The 17,485-nt window shown below is 62.4% G+C and carries 18 protein-coding genes; 7 read left to right on the plus strand and 11 right to left on the minus strand.

Annotation, left to right across the window (positions count from 1 at the left end; all coding sequences use genetic code 11):
* Positions 1 to 4: 4 nt before the first annotated feature.
* Together trmFO and PW792_00895 are read left to right on the plus strand one after the other, a co-directional pair.
* Positions 5 to 1,378: a methylenetetrahydrofolate--tRNA-(uracil(54)-C(5))-methyltransferase (FADH(2)-oxidizing) TrmFO gene (trmFO, locus tag PW792_00890; protein MDE1160481.1), complete on the plus strand. Its 1,374-nt coding sequence runs from the start codon at positions 5 to 7 to the stop codon at positions 1,376 to 1,378.
* Positions 1,379 to 1,417: 39 nt separating this feature from the next.
* Positions 1,418 to 2,497, plus strand: coding sequence for a hypothetical protein (locus tag PW792_00895; protein MDE1160482.1), 1,080 nt, complete (start codon positions 1,418 to 1,420; stop codon positions 2,495 to 2,497).
* Between the two features lie 6 nt (positions 2,498 to 2,503).
* Here PW792_00895 and PW792_00900 read toward each other — a convergent pair whose 3' ends face one another.
* From PW792_00900 to der, 3 genes are all read right to left on the minus strand, one after another.
* Complete coding sequence (locus PW792_00900) at positions 2,504 to 3,817, minus strand: trehalase family glycosidase (protein MDE1160483.1); 1,314 nt, start codon at positions 3,815 to 3,817, stop codon at positions 2,504 to 2,506.
* Positions 3,818 to 3,902: 85 nt separating this feature from the next.
* A complete protein-coding gene (locus PW792_00905; protein ID MDE1160484.1) occupies positions 3,903 to 6,005 on the minus strand; it encodes a hypothetical protein in 2,103 nt (700 codons plus the stop codon).
* A gap of 74 nt (positions 6,006 to 6,079) precedes the next feature.
* Positions 6,080 to 7,939 (minus strand): ribosome biogenesis GTPase Der, encoded by a 1,860-nt coding sequence (gene der, locus PW792_00910; GenBank protein MDE1160485.1) that lies wholly within the window; start codon positions 7,937 to 7,939, stop codon positions 6,080 to 6,082.
* 66 nt (positions 7,940 to 8,005) lie between these two features.
* Between der and PW792_00915 the strand changes: the two genes are divergently transcribed.
* The 4 genes from PW792_00915 (at position 8,006) to queD (ending at position 11,188) form a co-directional block, all read left to right on the plus strand.
* A complete protein-coding gene (locus PW792_00915) occupies positions 8,006 to 8,281 on the plus strand; it encodes a hypothetical protein (GenBank protein MDE1160486.1) in 276 nt (91 codons plus the stop codon).
* A 62-nt stretch (positions 8,282 to 8,343) separates the two neighbouring features.
* Positions 8,344 to 10,521 carry an ATP-dependent DNA helicase gene (locus PW792_00920; GenBank protein MDE1160487.1) on the plus strand — a complete coding sequence of 726 codons (2,178 nt, stop codon included), beginning with the start codon at positions 8,344 to 8,346 and terminating at the stop codon, positions 10,519 to 10,521.
* 12 nt (positions 10,522 to 10,533) lie between these two features.
* Positions 10,534 to 10,797 carry a hypothetical protein gene (locus tag PW792_00925; protein MDE1160488.1) on the plus strand — a complete coding sequence of 88 codons (264 nt, stop codon included), beginning with the start codon at positions 10,534 to 10,536 and terminating at the stop codon, positions 10,795 to 10,797.
* A gap of 13 nt (positions 10,798 to 10,810) precedes the next feature.
* The gene (gene queD / locus PW792_00930) at positions 10,811 to 11,188 is read left to right on the plus strand and encodes a 6-carboxytetrahydropterin synthase QueD (GenBank protein MDE1160489.1); all 378 of its coding nucleotides are present in this window, start codon (positions 10,811 to 10,813) and stop codon (positions 11,186 to 11,188) included.
* Here queD and PW792_00935 read toward each other — a convergent pair.
* From PW792_00935 to PW792_00945, 3 genes are all read right to left on the minus strand, one after another.
* Complete coding sequence (locus tag PW792_00935; protein MDE1160490.1) at positions 11,176 to 12,354, minus strand: glycosyltransferase family A protein; 1,179 nt, start codon at positions 12,352 to 12,354, stop codon at positions 11,176 to 11,178. The two genes, queD and PW792_00935, sit on opposite strands and share 13 nt — an antisense overlap.
* Positions 12,355 to 12,544: 190 nt before the next feature.
* On the minus strand, positions 12,545 to 13,207 hold the full coding sequence (gene coaE, locus PW792_00940) for a dephospho-CoA kinase (GenBank protein MDE1160491.1): 663 nt from the start codon (positions 13,205 to 13,207) through the stop codon (positions 12,545 to 12,547).
* Between the two features lie 4 nt (positions 13,208 to 13,211).
* Positions 13,212 to 14,183, minus strand: a complete 972-nt coding sequence (locus tag PW792_00945; protein ID MDE1160492.1) for a bifunctional 5,10-methylenetetrahydrofolate dehydrogenase/5,10-methenyltetrahydrofolate cyclohydrolase — start codon at positions 14,181 to 14,183, stop codon at positions 13,212 to 13,214.
* A 145-nt stretch (positions 14,184 to 14,328) separates the two neighbouring features.
* On the opposite strand from PW792_00945, the gene PW792_00950 reads away from it, so the two are divergent.
* Positions 14,329 to 14,595, plus strand: coding sequence for a hypothetical protein (locus PW792_00950; GenBank protein MDE1160493.1), 267 nt, complete (start codon positions 14,329 to 14,331; stop codon positions 14,593 to 14,595).
* Between the two features lie 16 nt (positions 14,596 to 14,611).
* On the opposite strand, the gene PW792_00955 is transcribed toward PW792_00950, so the two are convergent.
* The 5 genes from PW792_00955 to PW792_00975 form a co-directional block, all read right to left on the minus strand.
* Positions 14,612 to 14,899, minus strand: coding sequence for a DUF5076 domain-containing protein (locus PW792_00955; protein ID MDE1160494.1), 288 nt, complete (start codon positions 14,897 to 14,899; stop codon positions 14,612 to 14,614).
* Positions 14,900 to 14,938: 39 nt separating this feature from the next.
* Positions 14,939 to 15,169 (minus strand): hypothetical protein, encoded by a 231-nt coding sequence (locus tag PW792_00960; GenBank protein MDE1160495.1) that lies wholly within the window; start codon positions 15,167 to 15,169, stop codon positions 14,939 to 14,941.
* Positions 15,170 to 15,427: 258 nt separating this feature from the next.
* On the minus strand, positions 15,428 to 16,489 hold the full coding sequence (gene plsX, locus PW792_00965) for a phosphate acyltransferase PlsX (protein ID MDE1160496.1): 1,062 nt from the start codon (positions 16,487 to 16,489) through the stop codon (positions 15,428 to 15,430).
* Positions 16,490 to 16,606: 117 nt separating this feature from the next.
* Positions 16,607 to 16,801 (minus strand): 50S ribosomal protein L32, encoded by a 195-nt coding sequence (rpmF, locus tag PW792_00970; protein ID MDE1160497.1) that lies wholly within the window; start codon positions 16,799 to 16,801, stop codon positions 16,607 to 16,609.
* A 116-nt stretch (positions 16,802 to 16,917) separates the two neighbouring features.
* Positions 16,918 to 17,469, minus strand: coding sequence for a DUF177 domain-containing protein (locus tag PW792_00975; GenBank protein MDE1160498.1), 552 nt, complete (start codon positions 17,467 to 17,469; stop codon positions 16,918 to 16,920).
* Positions 17,470 to 17,485: the final 16 nt, after the last annotated feature.

Consider the following 17,485-nt stretch of genomic DNA (forward strand, 5'->3'; position numbering starts at 1 on the left):
AGTGATGAAGACTGTTCATGTGATTGGCGGAGGCCTTGCGGGGCCTGAGGCTGCGTTGCAGGCGGCGCGTGCGGGCTGCAAGGTTGTGTTGAGCGAGATGCGTCCGGTGCGATCGACGGAAGCGCATTTGACGAGTGATTTTGCGGAGCTGGTGTGCTCGAACTCGCTGAAGAGCGAGAGCGAGAACTCTGCGCCGTGGCTGCTGAAGCAGGAGATGCGGCGGGCGGGTTCGTTTCTGCTGAAGGCTGCGGATGAAGCGAGTGTGCCGGCTGGACATGCGCTGGCGGTGGACCGCGAAGTGTTCTCGGCGAAGGTGGCGGCGATGATCGAGGCCGAGCCAAACATTGAGGTGCGCCGCGAAGAGGTGACGCGCCTGGATGAGAGTGCGGAGGACGTGATCACGGTGCTGGCGAGCGGGCCGCTGACGTCGTCGCCGCTGGCGGGTGAGCTGCAGCGGTTGACTGGCTCCGACCACCTGGCGTTCTATGATTCGATCTCGCCGATTGTGGATGCGAGCACCATCGATATGGAGAAGGTGTACTTTGCGGCCCGGTGGGACAAGGGTACGGCGGATTACATCAACTGCCCGTTTACCAAGGACGAGTACGACGCATTTATTGACGCTCTGGCGACGGCGGAGAAGATTGAGCACAAGCCGTGGGAAGCGATTCCTGATGCGGGCGATGTGGCGGCGAAGGCTGCGGACGAGAAGCTGAATTACTTTGAAGGCTGCCTGCCGATTGAAGAGATCGCTCGTCGTGGCAAGGACACGCTGCGCTTTGGGCCGATGAAGCCTGCGGGGTTGACGAACCCGCGCACCGGGCGCTGGCCGTATGCGGCGGTGCAGTTGCGGCAGGAGAACCTGCGTGCGGACAGCTACAACCTGGTGGGGTTTCAGAACTCGCTGAAGTATGGCGAGCAGGCGCGCATTTTGAAGATGATTCCGGGGCTGGAGAATGCGAAGTTCCTGCGCTATGGGCAGATCCACCGCAACACGTACATTCATGCTCCGACGCTGCTGACGGAGACGCTGCAGTTGCGCTCGCATCCGAACATCCTGATCGCGGGGCAGCTTTCGGGCGTGGAAGGCTATACGGAGTCGATGGCTTCGGGGCAGTTGGCTGGGCGCTATGCGGCGGCGCTGGCGAAGGGCGAGCAGCCGACGCCTGCTCCACGGCTGACGGCGAACGGTTCGCTGTCGTACTACATCACCCATGCGGAGACGAAGCGCTTCCAGCCGGCGAACATTACGTTCGATCTGCTGGTGCCGCTTGAGGAAGAGCTGCGGAAGAAGATTCGCGACAAGAAAGAACGGCACAGAATTCAGTGCGAGCGTGCGCTGGAAGCCTGGGACGGCTGGCTGGCGGGAAACGTCTAGAGCTGCAAAGAGTGCGTGGTACTCTCGCTGCACACTCTTATGCGACCTCTCGGCCCTATTGAAGCGATCTCGCCGGCAATTGCACGTACCAGACTTGTGCTGTTTACTCCGTTTCGTTTCGGAGGCACGTGGAAGATTTCGATCTCGGCGTACCTCGGTGTACTCGGTACGGTCTTTATGCCGTGGCCGATGATGTATCTCGCGTTCTTCTTCAAAATGGTTCCTGCGCAGGCGCGCGGTGCGTTTCCTACGTCCATTTTGATGGTCATGTCGCTGGTGTTTTTTGCGGTGTACGTGGCGCTGTTCTATCTGTGCTCGCGGCTGCAGTTTTCCGTCTTTGGCCTGGTACTGCATCGTGAGTCGCGGGTGGCTTCTGCGTGGCGAACGTTTGGTGACGCAGCATTGCCGTGGACGCTGTTCAAGATGGTGACCGGATGCGTCGTGCTGGGGCTGCTGGCTGTGCCGCTGGTTCGGATGGTGTCAGCGTTTGTGCCTTTGTTGGACCAGCTGCAGGCGAAGCCCGGGCAGCCGATGGATCCTCAGGCGTTTCATGCGCTGCTGGCGTTCTATGGAGCGTTCTTCGGCCTGTACCTGATCTTTGGTCTTTACATGTGGGTGAACTCGCTGCTGGCGGACTTCATCGTGCCTTCGCTGGCGCTGGAGCGGGTTTCCCTGCGTGAGGCGTTTCGCCGCCTGTTTGTACTGGTTCGACAGGAGCCGCTGCAGGTGCTGGGCTATGCGCTGATGAAGCCCCTGCTGGCGATTGCGGGATTTCTCGTCGCACTGATTCTGTTTGAGATCGCCATCGTGATCGTGGTCCTCGTGCTGGTCCTTGTGGCGCTGCTGATCGGGGTTGTGCTTCACCTGCTGCATGTGCCGACGGCTGTGCTGAGTGTGCTGGCGGTGTGCGTTGGCCTGGTGATGTATGTCTTCCTGATTGTGTACGGCTGCGGCGTCAGCCTTGGGCCGGTGATGGTCTTTCTTGAGGCGTATCTGCAGTGCTTCCTCGGCGGTCGCTATCCGCTGCTGGGCGATGCGCTGGACGCGACGACGCCCCCACCGCCTGCGGTGTACTACCCGCCGGTGATGGTGGCGCCGCCTCCTGCTATGGAAGGCTGAAGAGGCTCAGGCTTTCGGCGCTTTGCGCATGGCCTCGGCGAATTTAAGGAAGACGAGGGCGCAGGGAGAGTAGCCACCGGGGTCCGGCTGGGTGAAGGTGCCGGTGAGTGGGTCGATCTGCTGGCGGAACTCGCCGTGGCGCATGATCGCTGCGGTCCACTGCTGCATGAGGTAACGCTGCTCGGCGTGTTTGCCGTAATGGTCCATCCAGCGCAGGGTGCGGAGCGCGGTGAGCGCCTGGGTTGCGCCACCCCAGCTGTTGCGTGGGATGGGGCGGACGAATTTGGGGTCGTCGGCTGCGATGCTGGGGAAGGGGAAGGTTGTCCAGTAGGCTTTTGGGTTGCTGAGCTGGCGTGTCCAGAGCTGATCGAAGAGGCTGCGGTCGTGGGCGATCTTCGTGTCGAGGACGTGCTCGCCGAGGACGCGGAGGTTGGCGACCGAGCGCACGCGGACGAATTTGTTTTCGGTGTCCAGGTCGTAGAAGCTGGCGTCCTCTTCGCACCACAGCTTGGCGAGGATGAGGCGGCGGAGCGTTTCGGCGTCTTCACGCCAGCGGGCGGCTTCGGCGTGTTTGCCTAGGGCGTCGGCCATGTGGGCGAGCGCGATGCGCGCGCCGAAGACGGTGGCCGAGAGGTCGGGGCAGAGGCGCGGCATGCCGGGAGCGACCGCGGATTTGCGGGCGTCGTTGTCGGCGCAGCGCTTGGGGACGCCGTTCCAGCGCGGGCTGTTGTCCTGGCCGGTGTCGTAGATGCAGAAGGCTTCGACGAGGCCGGTGCCGCGGGTGTTGCGATAGCGGCGGAGCCAGGCGTCCCAACGTGAGCAGGCGTTGTAGGCCTCGGTGAGGAAGGCTTCGTCGTGCAGGAGCTGCGAGAGGTCCCAGGCGGTGGCGGCGATGGGGACGACCATCTGGATCTGGGCGAAGCCTGCTTCGGAGAGCTTGACGCTGGCGGGGAGCTGGCCGTCCTCGCGCTGGTTGGCGAAGAAGGCGCGGTGGGTGTTGCGGGCGATGTCGAGCGGGGTGAGTTTGTCTTCGCGCGGAGCGACAAAGCGGGCGAGTTGCGCGTAGGCGAGGCTCTCGTGCGGGCCGCACTCCTGCCAGGCACCCTGGTAGGTGCTGCCTTCGAAGAGGATGGGCTTGTCGAAGTGAGGGGTGGTTTTGACGTTGCCTGCGAGGACCGCGAGCGCGGCGCTCCAGGTGGTATGCCACGTTTGGTCTACGGTGGACGGCTGGGCGTGAGCCAGAAGAGGCCTTGCTGCGGGAGAGAGGGCGGCGGCGGTGAGGCTGAGTTGGTGCAGGAAAGAACGTCGCGAGCTTCGCATGGCTAACCAGCCTACATGCTTCGTGCCACGACTGTGTAGCGGTGCGAGGATGCGCTTCCTGGACGGGAGCGCATCCTCGCGCAGGTCAGGGCTTTACGCCGACGCTGTTTTGCGCGATGGCTGAAGCCATCGGGGTGATGACGGGAGCGGCGACGCCAAGGTATTCGACGACCTGGTTGGTTGAAAAGTCCGCGGCCCAGATGTCACCGGAGCTATCGATGGCTGAACCAGCGACGTTCGTCATGGTTGCGTTCCCGGAGTAGCCGTTGGCTGGTGTCAGCAGGGTCCCTGTTGAAGAGATCTGTGACAGAGCGAACTGCGTGGAGGCAGCGTTGAAGTACCAGATGGTGTTGTTTCCATCGACGGCTGGGGCAGCCGGATACTGCGCGGAGTTCGTGTATCCGTTGTTGCCGGAGAGCAGCGTGCCATCCGCTGCAAGCTCAACCAGGCTACCGGAGACAGCGCCGCTGTAGTAGTAGTTGGCGATCCACACGTTGCCCGAATGATCGACGGCCATGCCGTTGGGCAGAGCATCTGCGGTCGTGACTTCGCCTGTGGTGTATGGCGCGTTAGCATTGGCTGTTCCGGCGAAGTTCAGCTCTCCGACTTCAGCGGATTCACCGTTGCCTGCGAACCAGACGTTATTGCTGGCGTCGTTGACCACGTAGAGCGGGAACTGCGCACTGTACCCCGAGGTGGTGTTGTAGGTGGGAAACGCTGTAATGGTGCCGCTTTGCGTGATCTGAACGACACCGTTTCGCTGTCCGCTGACTCCGCTTGAGGCGCTGTTCACGGTCCAGACGTTATTGTTGCCGTCGACGGAGATTCCTGCAGGGCCGAACACGCTGGTGCTGTAGTCGTTGAGCAGTGTGCCGGTGGAGCTTACTTCTATGATGTGTCCGTCGTTGCTGGTTCCACCGCCGTAGCTGGAAACCCAGGTGTGGCCGAGGCCGTCGACGGCGATGCCATAGCTGTACTTCAGCGTGGCGGGCGTGAAGCCGCTGTTGCCGGAGAGGAACTTGCCGGAGTTTGAAATTTCAGTGATGGGGCCGTAGAAGCTTGATACCCATGCGTTGCCGGCGTCGTCGATCGCGATGGCGGAGGGGCTGGCAAGGCCGCCGCCGGTGAAGACCAGACCGATGCTGAAGTCGTTTGGCTGGGTGGGCAGACTGGGCGCGAAGGGGGCGGTGGCGGCCTGCAGATCGTAGAGCGCGGAGAGGTTTGCGCCGGGGTGATGCGCGATGTTGAGAGCGGCGGTCGCGGTGTCCGTGGCTACGGTGCCGCTGGTGGTGCCGTCGGAGGTGGCAGCACTAAGCAGCGTGGAGCATGCTCCGGAGGCTGAGCCGTCGGGGGTGCCAGCGTTAATGCAGGCGGCGAGGATGTTGCCGAGCGTATTGATCGTGCTGGTAGGCACGGTGCCTGCACCGGAGGGGGTTTGGCTGAGAGCTGCTCCGGTGGAGACGTCTACGAGGCTTGCAGCGTTGGCGAAGGCGTTAGCGATGCCTGCGGTTGCGGCTGCTGTTCCGCTGGAGGAGACGTGCGTTGCGTCTACGGCGTAGCCCGCGATGGCGTAGGCCGTGGCGACGGTGGTCAGTTCGTTGACGTTGAGAAAGGGCACGGTGGAGGCAAAGGTGCCGGAGGCGGGGCAGGTTCCCAGCGTGGCGAGGAAGCCTGCTGCGGAGTTTGTGCTGCCTGCGGCCAGGCCGGGGTTGCCGCCGAGCGCGTAGAGGTAGACCTGAGCGCCTGCGGTGCAGGTGTAGTCGTTGGTGATGGAGAAGGAGCCTGTGGAGTCGGTGAGAACGTAAGCTCCGATGGCGTCTGACTGTCCAGTCGTGGCGGCGTTCAGCAGAGAGAGGGAGGCGTTGCCGTAGCCGGTGGTGTTGGCGGCCATCAGGTAGATGTGCGAACCGACGACGGGCTGCTGGCCGCCGAAGACTTCGCCCTTCATAGCGAGTCCCGAAGCGCTGCTGCTTGAGGTGCTTACCGGACCGATGCCGCAACCGGTGGCGAGAAGGGTGAAGAAGGCTGCGATGGAAACGATTGTTGAGGACGGAATGGGACGGGCCATGCTTGCTCCTGTCGTTCGTGCGGACGGCTGGGCGTACGGACGCTGGTGACGGTCAGCGCGTGGACGAAGTGGACTGATGATGGTCAGCGAAAGCACAGAAAGCTGCAACGATGAACGCATCGTTGCAGTGTGCTGCTAGTGCGGGGCCCGAAGGGAGAAGTGGGCGAAGGGAAGGAGGAGCTAAGAGGCCGAGTTTACTCGGCCTTCTTCTTATTGCGTGCTTTGATCTTAAACCAGATGGGGGAACCAATGAACTTGAACGCTCGGCGGACTTCGTTGGCGAGGAAGCGTTCGTAGCTGAAGTGGAGCTTGACGTCGCGGTCGGTGAAGAGAATGAAGGTAGGCGGAGCCACGGCGGCCTGCGTCATGTAGTAGATCTTCACGCGGCGGTTCATCGGCACACTGGCGCGCTGGAAGTCGACGGAGTCGAGGAAGCGGTTCATGTTGCCGGTGGAGATACGCTTGCGGCGTTCGCGGCTGACAAGCTGGGTCTTCTTGAAGACCTCTTCGACGTTCAGCTCTTCGAGCGCGGAGATGAAGATGAGCGGAGCGTAGTCGAGGTACTTGAGCGAGTCGCGGACCTGTTGCTCGTAGGCCTTGCGGTCTGCTGGTGGCTTGCCGTCGTAGAGGCGCATGCCGTCGGGGCCGACCTTGGTCATGGCGTCCCACTTGTTGACGAGGATGATGACGGAGCGACCGGACTCGTGCGCGTAGCCGCCGATGTTGGCGTCGAGCGCGGTGACGCCTTCGGTGGCGTCGATGAGCAGGAGCGCCACGTCGGCGTCTTCAAGGTGCTTGCGGCTCATGATGACCGAGAGCTTTTCGGCCAGGAGCTTGGTCTTGCCCTTGCGCCGAATGCCTGCGGTGTCGATGAAGCGGAAGCTGTGGCCGTCGCGTTCGACAACCTCGTCCACGGCGTCGCGAGTGGTGCCTGCGATGGGTGAGACGATGGCGCGCTCGGTGCCGGTGAGGGCGTTGAGCAGCGTGGATTTGCCGACGTTGGGGCGGCCGATGATGGCGACCTTGGTCTCGCGGAGAACGTGCTCGCCGTGGGACTTCAGCTTGCGCTCGCGGGGAGCGTCTTCGCTGTCTTCGTCCTCGTCGAAGCCGGGGCCCATGTCTTCATCGAACTCTTCTTCGAAGCCTTCTTCGTTCTCGGTGGGCTCTTCGGCGACGAACTCGGGCGGCAGGGCGGCCCAGACTTCGTCGAGGAGATCGCCGATGCCGGAGTTGTGCTCGGCGGAGATGGGCAGGACGTTCTTGAAGCCGAGCGTGCGGAAGTTTTCGGCAGAGGACTCAAGCGCAACCGTGTCCATTTTGTTGACGGCGAGGAAGAGCGGCTTGCCGCCGCGCTGGAGCAGGCGGGAGAGCTCGACGTCGGGCGCGGTGATCTCGGTGCGGCCGTCGATGACCATGATGATGGCGTCGGCTTCTTCGAGGCCGATCTTGGCCTGACGGAAGATTTCGCTGGGGATGAGGGCTTCGTCGTCGGGGATGACGCCGCCGGTATCGACGAGGCGAACATTGCGGTTGGCCCACTCGACTTCGCCGTAGATGCGGTCGCGGGTGATGCCGGGCTCGTCGCCGACGATACTGCGTCGGGTGCCGGTGAGGCGGTTGAATAGCGTGGATTTGCCGACGTTGGGGCGGCCGCAGATGGCGACCAGCGGCATGCGATCGGGCGTGCGGTGGCTGGCGGCGGTTGCGATTTCGCTGGCGAGCTTTTCGAGCTCGCGGTTTTCGCGCTCTTCGTGCGAGGAGCCGGAGCCGCCGAGGGAGAACTTCTTGCGACGGCCGACGATGTACTTGTCCTCGTCGTCCTCGGGGCGCAGCGTGACTTTGCGCTCGAACTCGGGCGATTGCTTCGGCGTGAGGGCTGCCTTGGAGGAGGCGGCCTTCTTGGCCGCGATCGTCTTGCGCTGCTTGGGCGTGGCGCCAGCGATTTGGGCACCGGTTTTAGCGCCTGAGCGCGGGGCCTTGCCGAGCTTAGGCCGGGTGCTGGCCTGCCGGTGTTTTTTGCCCATTCGTTTTTTCTGTTCGCGCTTCGGTGCCATAAATCCTCTTTCTTTTATGGTCGCACGTTGGCCCCCTGAAGTCTCAGCAAAGACTAGGATTGAGAGATGGAATTAGACGGATATGCAGGGAAACGGTTCGCGCTGGTGCTGACCGATGAGCAGGACGAGACGACGGCGTTCGGTGGGTGGATGGCATTTCTGGTGGGCGATGCGCTGGTTCTGCGGCGTGAAGACGGCACATTGAACGTCGAAGACGAGTGGATTGCCCGGATTCGCGCGGTCGATACGGATCGGCTGCGGGAGATTCTGCCCGAAGCGGATTTTTTCCTGCCGCTGAACGTCGGTCCGATGGCCGAAGGCGAAGCTCCAAAGCTTTCTTAGCCGAAGAAGTGGTTGTGGGAAGATGCGCCGGGCGAAGAAACGGCGGATATCATGCTAGCTAGATGCCGCTGGTAAACCAGATCGAAAAGCTCCACGAACAACGGGCCGTCGATGGCCCGCTACCGTCGTTGTATGAGTTTTTTCACCAGGGCGGTTTGCTGGCCAAGTCGACGCTGAACTTCGAGCAGCGGCCGGGACAGTACAAGATGGCGCAGACGATCGAGCAGTGTTTTGCCGACAAGCGCCACCTGATCGTCGAAGCCGGGACGGGCACGGGCAAGACGCTGGCGTATCTGCTGCCCGCGTTGCGGCAGGCGCGGGAGCATAAGCAGCGCATCATCATCTCGACGGGAACGAAGAACCTGCAGGAGCAGTTGTTCTTCAAGGACATTCCGTTTCTCGAGTCGCTGCTGGGGCCGCTGCGGGTCTGCTACATGAAGGGCCGGGCGAATTACCTGTGCAAGCAGAAGATGTATGCGTTGCGCGATAACCCGCTGCTGAGCGGGCTGGATGAGATTGAGCAGTTTCACCAGATTGCGCGCTGGGAGAAGCAGACCGAGACGGGAGACCGCGCGGAGCTGAACGCGTTGCCGGAGCACTCCGCGTTGTGGCACAAGCTGGACGCGCGCAGCGAGGTTTGCCTGGGGCAGACGTGCCCGAACTGGGAGCAGTGCTTTGTGACGTCGATGCGGCGCAAGGCGCTGGAGAGCGATCTGGTGATCGTGAACCACCATCTCTTCTTCGCGGATTTGAACATCAAGCAGCAGGCCGGGGATGCTCCTGATGCGGGCATTCTGCCGGAGGCTGCAGCGGTGATCTTTGACGAAGCGCATGAGCTGGAGGATGTGGCGTCGCAGTACTTCGGCGTGGCGCTGACGAACTCGCGCTTCGATGAACTGGCGCGCGATACGGAAGGCCTGCTGCGGGCGAAGAGCGTGAGCACGTCCGGCGTGGAAGCGGCGACGGCGAACCTGCGTGATCGTTCGCGGATGTTCTTCTCGGCGCTGCCGGTGGGGCCGTCGCACATGGGCAGGCTGGAGTTCAGCGACCGCGTGGACTTCCTTGAACATGCGGGCGATGCGTATATCGGGGCGACGAACGCGCTGACGCGGCTGGAAGGCGAGCTGGAGCGTTTGCGCGAGGTGGAAGAGGCGTCCGGGCTGCGGCGGCGTGCGGCGGACATTCGTCATCATCTGAAGTTTCTGCTCGAGGGCGATGACAAGAACAACGTTTTCTGGATTGAACGCCGGACGAGCTCGAACCTGCGCAATGCGGCGCGCTCGCAGCCGCGAACGACGGGGCTAAACGATCCGCTGCTGGCTAACGGCATTGTGTCAGCGCAGGCTTCGGCGAGCATTGCGGCACGGGCTGCGGAGGCACAGCTCTTTACGAGCTTTACGACGCATCTGCAGGCGACGCCGATTGATGTGTCCACGCTGCTGACGGAGACACTGTTTGCGCGGTACCCGACGGTGGTGCTGACGTCGGCGACTCTGACCGTGGCGGACGGCGAGGGCCAGCCGAGCTTTGAGCATTTGAAGAAGCGGCTGGGCATTCCGTTCCCGAAGGAGCTGGTGGTGTCGTCGCACTTCGATTACGCGAAGCAGGCGCTACTGTATCTGCCGCCGACGATGCCGGAACCTCGGCATCCGCAGTTTGTGGTGCAGGCCACGGAGAAGATTCGTCGCGTGCTGGAGATCTCGCAGGGGCGGGCGTTCTGCCTCTTCACCAGCTATGCGCAGATGCGCGAGTTGCACGATCGTCTGCTGGGGCAGGTGCCGTATCCGCTGCTGATGCAGGGGACAGCACCGCGCCATGCCTTGCTGCAGCAGTTTCGCGATACGCCGAATGCGGTGCTTTTTGGGACGTCGAGCTTCTGGCAGGGGATCGATGTGCAGGGCGAGCAGTTGAGCTGCGTGATTATCGACAAGCTACCGTTTGCAGTGCCGACGGACCCGATTCTGAAGGCACGGACGGATGCGATCAACGCTGGCGGAGGCAATGCGTTTGCCGAGTTACAGATCCCGCAGGCGGTGATTGCGCTGAAGCAGGGCTTTGGGAGGCTGATTCGCTCGCTGTCGGACCGCGGTGTGCTGATGCTGCTGGACCCGCGTATTCGCACGACGCGGTATGGGGCTACGTTTCTTGACTCGCTGCCGCCGTACCGGCGCACGGACGATATCCGGGAGGTGGAGATGTTCTTTGAACAGCCTCCGCCGAAGGCACGCAAGGACGCGTAAACTAGAGCAGGCATGGGCCGCAATCTTTACATTCTCGCCGGCACGTTAGGGGCGCTCGCGCTCATCTCTTTTCTGTTGTCGGTAACGCATCTCGCGCAGGGGCCGGGATCGCCGGGGGACGCCGCCTTGTGGCGCACGTCGGCGATGGGTTTGCTGCTGCTGTCATTGCTGGTAGGGCTGGGCGGAACGATGTCCGCGCTCTTTGAGCAGGCAGAACGCCGCCACGAGCAACAACGTGACGAGCAACGTCGCCAGCGTCGTGAGGACGCTCGCTAGGAACGCATACATCATGTACGAAGTCACCGTCGAAGCTCACTTCTCCTCTGGCCACTACTTGCGGAACTACTATGGCAAGTGCGAGAACCCGCATGGCCACAACTATCGCGTGCTGGTAACACTAGCTGGCGAAGAGCTGGATGAGGCAGGGATGCTGCTCGACTTCAAGCTGCTGAAGCAGGTGCTGCGGCCGACGGTGGATTATTTGGACCACCAGATGATCAACGATCTTGAGCCATTCACCACGGTGAACCCCTCGGCCGAAAACCTGTCGAAGTACTTCTTCGACAAGGTGGCCGATGAGGTTGTCCGGGTGAGCGCGGGGCGCGTGCGCGTGAAGGACTGCACGGTGTTTGAGACGAACACCAGCTACGCTCGTTACTCCGAGTAGCGGCGTCCACGCCAGAGTGCCTGGCTTCCGAATTTTGCGCGCAGCCATGCTGTCCACTGCAGCAGAAGCAGAAGCGTGACGCCGAGCGGATGCAGCAGTGCTGACCACCACGGTTGTTTGAAGCGGTAGGCCGCGATCAGCCGCGGCAGGGCGGCTGCAGCTATGGCGATGCAGAGTAGAAGGCCACCGAGTAGGAAGCTGTCGATATCCAGCGCGACGCTGCCGTGCAGCAGTTGCTGCCAGTCGGTGATGGCGAGATAGAGCAGCCAGAGCGCGCAGGCCGCAGGGGCTACCTGACCCAGAAATAAGGACAACGAACGCCAGAGCAGCTTGCCGAAGGTGGGCGTCTCTTCCGCAGATTGGCGGCTGAGGCTGTTCCACGTTGCGGCGGGGGCGGATGGCTGCGCGGTGGCGAGGCGCGTGAGGTCGATGAGGTCGGTGCGAAAGCCGTGCTCGCGGAAGGCGCGGGGCAGTTGCAGGCCGTCGTGCTGGGAGGCTCGGATCTCAGCATGGCCTCCACTGGAGAAGTATGCTGCGCGGTCGACGAGGAGGAACTGTCCGCTGCCAGCGGCGTACTGCGGCTGGCTGGAGCGCTGCAGGCCGCGCAGCGAGTGGTGCGCGAGCAGCGTGAAGTGTTGCAGCGGAAGAAGCAGGGCGCCTAGACCGCCAGTGGTGCGGGAACGGGGAAGGCCGGAGAGAAGGGAGACTTCGCGGGAGCGCAACGCGGCTACGGCGCGAGCGATGGCCCACGGGTGCAGCACGATGTCGGCGTCGAGAAAGAGCAGAAGGGGTGCGTGCACGGCGGTGCGTGCGAGCTTCCAGCAGGCGTGCTGCTTGCCATTCCAGTCGCGCGGCAGGGCGGCGGAGTGGACGAGATGCACGCGCGGGTCGTGTGCGGCGATCGCCTGCACGATGGACGCGGTGGCGTCGATGGAGGCGTCGTCACAGACGCAGAGTTCGACGGTCACCTCTGCACTGGCGAGCGCGCTGGCGATGCAGGCGGCGATGTTTTCGGCTTCGTTGCGTGCGGGGATCAGGACGGCGACGTACTCGCCTTCGACGTAGCCGAAGCGCGGCGGACGGTAGCGTCGCAGGTTGAAGGCGAAGCGCACGGCGGGGAGGGCGGCGAAGAGCGCGGCGATGGCGAGGGTGATGAGGAGGAACACTGGCGTCAGGGCCTCACAGGCTGCGAGAGCGGCTTGGAGGCATCAGGGGCGAGTGGCATGGTTCATCTTCGCATCAAACGTTCGCCCCGTAGATGGCGGCGGACGGATTGCGGCTGAAACAGAGCGGCCTGCCCGGAAAGCTCTTCGCGTTTGTGAAGGGACGTTCCGGGCAGGCCACGATGTGGGTGGGTTAGAGCGCGCGTTCGCGGAGGATGAGCTCTTCCCAGACGGCGTTCGCTTGTTGGGTGAGTTCGTCCATGCTGCCTTCGTTATGGATGACGAGAGACTGTCCGGCGAAGGCGGCGTTGGCCTTCTGCTGAGCGAGGCGAGCGAGGGCGTCGGTGGCGAGCGCGGCGCGTTCGTCTGCGCTGAGTTCGCGGCCTGTGGCCATGCGTTCGACGAAGCGAGCGACCTTGGTGTCGTCTGGTGCGGTGACCATGACGATGACGTCGAAGCGGTCCTGCCAGTTCTCGCCTGTGCCGGATTTTGCGGAGAAGATCAGCGCCGACTCGACGACCGCGATAGCGTGCGGACGCTCTGCACGCAGCTGCGCGATGCGCTTTGCCTGCTTGGCCAGCACGGCAGGGTGGACCAGGGCGTTCAGCTCTTCGATGCGCGGGTTTTCTGGATCGAAGGCGAGGCGGGCGAGCTCGCGGCGGTTGAGCGTGCCGTCTGCTGCGAGGATGCCGGGGCCGAAGCGTTCGACGATTTCGTCGAAGACTGGCTTGCCCGGCACCATCAGCGCGCGACCCATTTCATCGCTGGCAAAGACGACTGCGCCTTGTTCCTGAAAGAGTTTTGCGACGGTGGATTTGCCGCTGCCGAGGTCCCCTGTGAGTCCGACTCGAAGCATTGGGTTATTTGCCTCGCCGCATACGAGCGGCCTTCACGGTGTTTGCCATGAGCATGGCGATGGTGAGCGCACCGACGCCGCCCGGGACGGGCGTGTAGGCGCTGCTGGTGGAGAAGGCCATCGGTGCGATGTCGCCGATGACAGTCGAGCCGCGCTTGGCGAAAGTGGCCTTGCGGGTCTCGTGGTCGGGATGCTCCGAGGGGAAGAACTCGACAACTTCGGCTTCACCGGTCAGGCGGTTGATGCCGACGTCGACGAGCGTAGCGCCGGGCTTGACCATGTCTTTGGTGACGAAGCCGGGGCGACCAATGGCGGCGACGAGGATGTCGGCTTCGCGCGTGAAGTCGGCCAGGTTTTTCGTGCGCGAGTGGCAGACCGTGACCGTGGCCGAGGCGTTGATGAGCATCGCGGCGATGGGCTTGCCGACAATGTTGGAGCGGCCCAGGACGACTGCGTTTACGCCGGAGACGGGGATGTTGCTGCGCTTCAGCACTTCCATGATGCCTGCGGGGGTGCAGGGTGCGAGCAGCTCGCTGGCGTCGGTGCCGTTGAGCAGGCGACCGGCGTTGATGGGGTGGAAGCCGTCGACGTCCTTGCTGGGGTGCACGGCTTCGAGCAGACGCTGGGTGTCGACGTGCGCGGGCAAGGGAAGCTGGATGAGGATGCCGTCAATCTCGTCGCGGGCGTTCAACTGGGCGACCAGTTCGAGCAGGTCTTCGGTGGTGACGGAGGCGTCGGGCGTGTGCATCTCGGAGTAAATGCCGAGCTCAGCACAGGTTTTCACCTTGCTGCGCACGTAAATCTGCGATGCAGCTACGTCGCCGACCAGCACAACGGCAAGGCCCGGTGTGTAGCCAGCGGCGACCGCGCTCTTTACTTCCTCGGCCACTTCGGCCTTGATCTCTGCGGCGATTCTTACGCCGTCCAATACTCGTGCCGCTGTCTGGTTGGCGATTGCCGCCGCTGTTTCACTCATGTGTACAAGGATATCGCGGCGCGAGGAATGTTTGCGTGGCGGCAAAAAACACGCACAATTCGCAAACAACCTATGGAGAGGGTTGCGTTTCTAATCCTGAAACGCAGCAGCTTGCGTAAACAACACTTCTATAAGGGGCGCTGAGATGACCGATAGGGACAACGAAGAGAAGCAAGATCGCTGCCTGATCGAAAAGTTCACCCCGGCTGACCTCATCATGTTGCGCTATGACCTGCTCCAGACGGGGGTTGATAGCTTTCAAGCTGCCGAAATTGTCGCCAACTTTCTCTCAGGACGAGGGTATGGGATCTCGTCGCAGGAGGCGCGTGGCGTGGCGTTCAGCATTGAAGGCGCGGGGGTGACGCCGGAGATTATTCAGTCTGAGCTGGAGCGCGTGGCCCGCGTAATGTAACGCGCAGGCCACGCGGCTACATCAGTTCGCCTTCGGCTTCGTCGGTGGGAGATTCGATTTCAGCGTCAAAGGACTCGAGCAGGCGATCGAGGAACGCTTCCTCGTCGATGTCTTTGTTGCTCATGGCCTCGGCGTTCACGATGTGGCGTGCGAGGTCGGCGAGCACGACTCCCCAGGCGGCTGGGTCTTGAAAGGTGCCGGTGCGCAGGCTGACGTGCTGGCTGGCTTCGGCTACCCAGACGCGCAGGAGTTCAAACGAAGCGTTGTCGCGTTCCGCAGCGGGTGGTGGGTTAAGAAACTTCATGCTCATGGGGTGAGTTCGACTCGCTTCCGCAGGGGGTGATTAGTAGTGCCAATCCGAGCTTACGAGAACGAGCGCAACCCCGACCAGCAGAATGCCGACAAAAACCAGGAACCAGCGATATCCGCGGTGCAAAACCGCCTCACGGCTCTGTGCGCGAACGTGCCGGGGCACCATCCAGAGACTGAGCGGAGCGTAGAACCACGCCGCAAAGAAGTATCCGGAGATGACGAGCAGGAGCAGTGGCGCGATGGGGCCGTGGAGGTATCTCATGCGTATGGAAGATAAGAGCGTTGCGGGAAGTCTTGTCCATCGTAGTCCCTCGGGATGCGACGCGAGAAGTTTTTAGGTGCGGAGGTTGTTTCCCGAGGTTCATTTTGGAACAAGCCGCTGCGAACGCAGCAGATTACGAAAAAGATATTGGCGGAATCTTCATCCACGTAGCGGTGCCATGCGTACACACTTCACACATGATCACCGCATACGTCGCACTCAAATTGTGTTTTGTGTCGGTTGCCGTCTATCGGCGGATCAACTGGCGGCAGGTTCGAGAGCGGTTTCAATCGCTGCGTTTACGTCAGCATCCGCAAACTCCGCTGCCACTCGAATGCCATTCATAATGGCGCGCTCGTTTGAGCTGCCATGACCGACGATGGCTACGCCGCGAACGCCGAGCAGCGGTGCGCCGCCGTATTCGGAGTAGTCGAGCCGCTTTTTGAAGGCCTTGAAGGCGCGCTGGCTGAGCAAGGCGCCCACCTGTGAGGTCACCGTCGACTTCAGGCTTTCACGCAGGCTCGAGTTGACGAGTCTGGCGATGCCTTCCGAGGTTTTCAGCGCGACGTTGCCTACGAAGCCATCACAGACGACGACGTCGGCGCTGCCGTTGTAGAGGTCGCGACCTTCGACGTTGCCCAGGAAGTGGATGACGCCGCGTGTGCCGAGTTCACGCATCAGCGGCAGGGTGTCGCGAACGAGCGTATTGCCCTTGGAGTCTTCTTCGCCGATGGAGAGCAGGCCGACGCGCGGACGGGCGACCCGCAGCACGTTCTTCGAATACATGTGGCCCATGACGGCGAACTGCAGCAGGTTGTCGGGGTCTGAGTCCACGTTGGCACCGACGTCCAGCAGAACGCAGGGTGCTCCGGTGCTGGTCGGCAGAATGGTGGCCAGGGCAGGGCGGTCGACGCCGCGGAGCGAGCCGAGCACCATCTTGGCGGTGGCCATGGCTGCGCCGGTGTTGCCGGCCGTGACGAAGCCTGCCGCGCGGCCTTCGCGCACCATCTTCAGCCCGACACGCATGGAGGAGTCACGCTTGGAGCGCACAGCCTGTGCGGCCTTGTCTTCCATGGAGATCCACTCGCTGGCCTGGACGATGAAGATGGGCAGGCGCTCGCGCTTGGAGGAGCCGACGACGAAGCCGCCACCTGAGGAGGCTTTGAGGGCTTCGCGAAGCTTCGGACGCAGAATGTCTTCCGGTCCCACCAGGTGAATGCGAACTCCTGGCAGGGTGCGAGCAGCGAGTATGGCTCCGCGGATTTCAGGGTCGGGAGCTTTGTCGCTTCCCATGGCATCCAGAACGATGTCGATGGACATATCTCAGTGAGGGTACCGCGAAGTGAGGCGGAAATCTTTCGATAGGTATCGTGATGTTCAACACGAAAGGCACGGCCTGAGCCGTGCTGTTCGCGTTAGAAATTGCAGGAAAGGGACTTAGGCTGCAGTTGCAGTCTTGTCCGGGCCATACTGGCGGCCCTTGTACTGTCCGCAGGAAGCGCAAACAGTGTGGGGAACGCGCTTGGCGCCACAGTTGGGGCAGTTGCCTACGCCGGTGTTGGGCGTAAGGAAGTCGTGCGAACGGCGCTTGGCGGTACGCTGCTTGGAGTGGCGGCGCTTAGGATTAGGCATGGTATTCCTCTCAAACGTTTCCTGACCGCAGGCGGCGAACGTACCGCGAACCGGCAGATCAAGAATCCGGAAGTTCTAAAATTTTGCAGCCGGCTTTGTGAGCACGGAGATCTGCGTTAGGACTTTGGCGGCAACGATAGCCCGGCCAGCGCATTCCAGCGCAGATCGGACGGCGTTTCGCTGCAGTTGCAATCCGTAGTGTTGCGGTTCACGCCGCACGACGGACACAAGCCCTTGCAGTCCTCTCGGCAAAGAGTCCGTCCGGGCAGGCCTAAAAGAACCTGCTCACGCACGGCGTCCTCCAGCCGCAGGCCGCTTTGTTCATAATAACCGATTTCTGTCTCATCTTCAGAAATTGCGTGTTCGCCAGCCTCGGCATCGACGCCGCCGGGGCGAAAAATGAGGTCGAAGCGGCCAGAAAGATGCTTTTGGATGGGGTCGAGGCAGCGTGCGCAGAGGAGTTCGAAGTTGCCTTCGTACTTTCCGCGCAGGCGAATGTCTTCTACTTCTTCCTTGGGCCCGCGGTGCTCGATGAGCAGGTCGGCCTGGCCTTTGATGGCGAGCGGGCCGATCTGTCGAACGTCGGGCGCGTACTCGATCTCGCCTGCCGGAATTGCCTGGTCAAATTCCAGGGACTCGTCGGCAAGTAGTTCTGGCGTAATCATCATGGTCTGCACCCTCCAA

Source organism: Acidobacteriaceae bacterium (assembly GCA_028283655.1).
In the GTDB taxonomy this organism is placed as follows: domain Bacteria; phylum Acidobacteriota; class Terriglobia; order Terriglobales; family Acidobacteriaceae; genus Granulicella.

What these genes read in the sequence shown, in the direction of transcription:
- PW792_00915 (MDE1160486.1), top strand. Translation starts at nt 8,006, where the DNA reads ATGGAATTAGACGGATATGCAGGGAAACGGTTCGCGCTGGTGCTGACC.
- queD (MDE1160489.1), top strand. Translation starts at nt 10,811, where the DNA reads ATGTACGAAGTCACCGTCGAAGCTCACTTCTCCTCTGGCCACTACTTG.
- PW792_00975 (MDE1160498.1), bottom strand. Translation starts at nt 17,469, where the DNA reads ATGATGATTACGCCAGAACTACTTGCCGACGAGTCCCTGGAATTTGAC.
- rpmF (MDE1160497.1), bottom strand. Translation starts at nt 16,801, where the DNA reads ATGCCTAATCCTAAGCGCCGCCACTCCAAGCAGCGTACCGCCAAGCGC.
- PW792_00895 (MDE1160482.1), top strand. Translation starts at nt 1,418, where the DNA reads ATGCGACCTCTCGGCCCTATTGAAGCGATCTCGCCGGCAATTGCACGT.
- PW792_00950 (MDE1160493.1), top strand. Translation starts at nt 14,329, where the DNA reads ATGACCGATAGGGACAACGAAGAGAAGCAAGATCGCTGCCTGATCGAA.
- coaE (MDE1160491.1), bottom strand. Translation starts at nt 13,207, where the DNA reads ATGCTTCGAGTCGGACTCACAGGGGACCTCGGCAGCGGCAAATCCACC.
- PW792_00900 (MDE1160483.1), bottom strand. Translation starts at nt 3,817, where the DNA reads ATGCGAAGCTCGCGACGTTCTTTCCTGCACCAACTCAGCCTCACCGCC.
- PW792_00945 (MDE1160492.1), bottom strand. Translation starts at nt 14,183, where the DNA reads ATGAGTGAAACAGCGGCGGCAATCGCCAACCAGACAGCGGCACGAGTA.
- der (MDE1160485.1), bottom strand. Translation starts at nt 7,939, where the DNA reads ATGGCACCGAAGCGCGAACAGAAAAAACGAATGGGCAAAAAACACCGG.
- trmFO (MDE1160481.1), top strand. Translation starts at nt 5, where the DNA reads ATGAAGACTGTTCATGTGATTGGCGGAGGCCTTGCGGGGCCTGAGGCT.
- PW792_00905 (MDE1160484.1), bottom strand. Translation starts at nt 6,005, where the DNA reads ATGCGTTCATCGTTGCAGCTTTCTGTGCTTTCGCTGACCATCATCAGT.
- plsX (MDE1160496.1), bottom strand. Translation starts at nt 16,489, where the DNA reads ATGTCCATCGACATCGTTCTGGATGCCATGGGAAGCGACAAAGCTCCC.
- PW792_00960 (MDE1160495.1), bottom strand. Translation starts at nt 15,169, where the DNA reads ATGAGATACCTCCACGGCCCCATCGCGCCACTGCTCCTGCTCGTCATC.
- PW792_00925 (MDE1160488.1), top strand. Translation starts at nt 10,534, where the DNA reads ATGGGCCGCAATCTTTACATTCTCGCCGGCACGTTAGGGGCGCTCGCG.
- PW792_00920 (MDE1160487.1), top strand. Translation starts at nt 8,344, where the DNA reads ATGCCGCTGGTAAACCAGATCGAAAAGCTCCACGAACAACGGGCCGTC.
- PW792_00955 (MDE1160494.1), bottom strand. Translation starts at nt 14,899, where the DNA reads ATGAAGTTTCTTAACCCACCACCCGCTGCGGAACGCGACAACGCTTCG.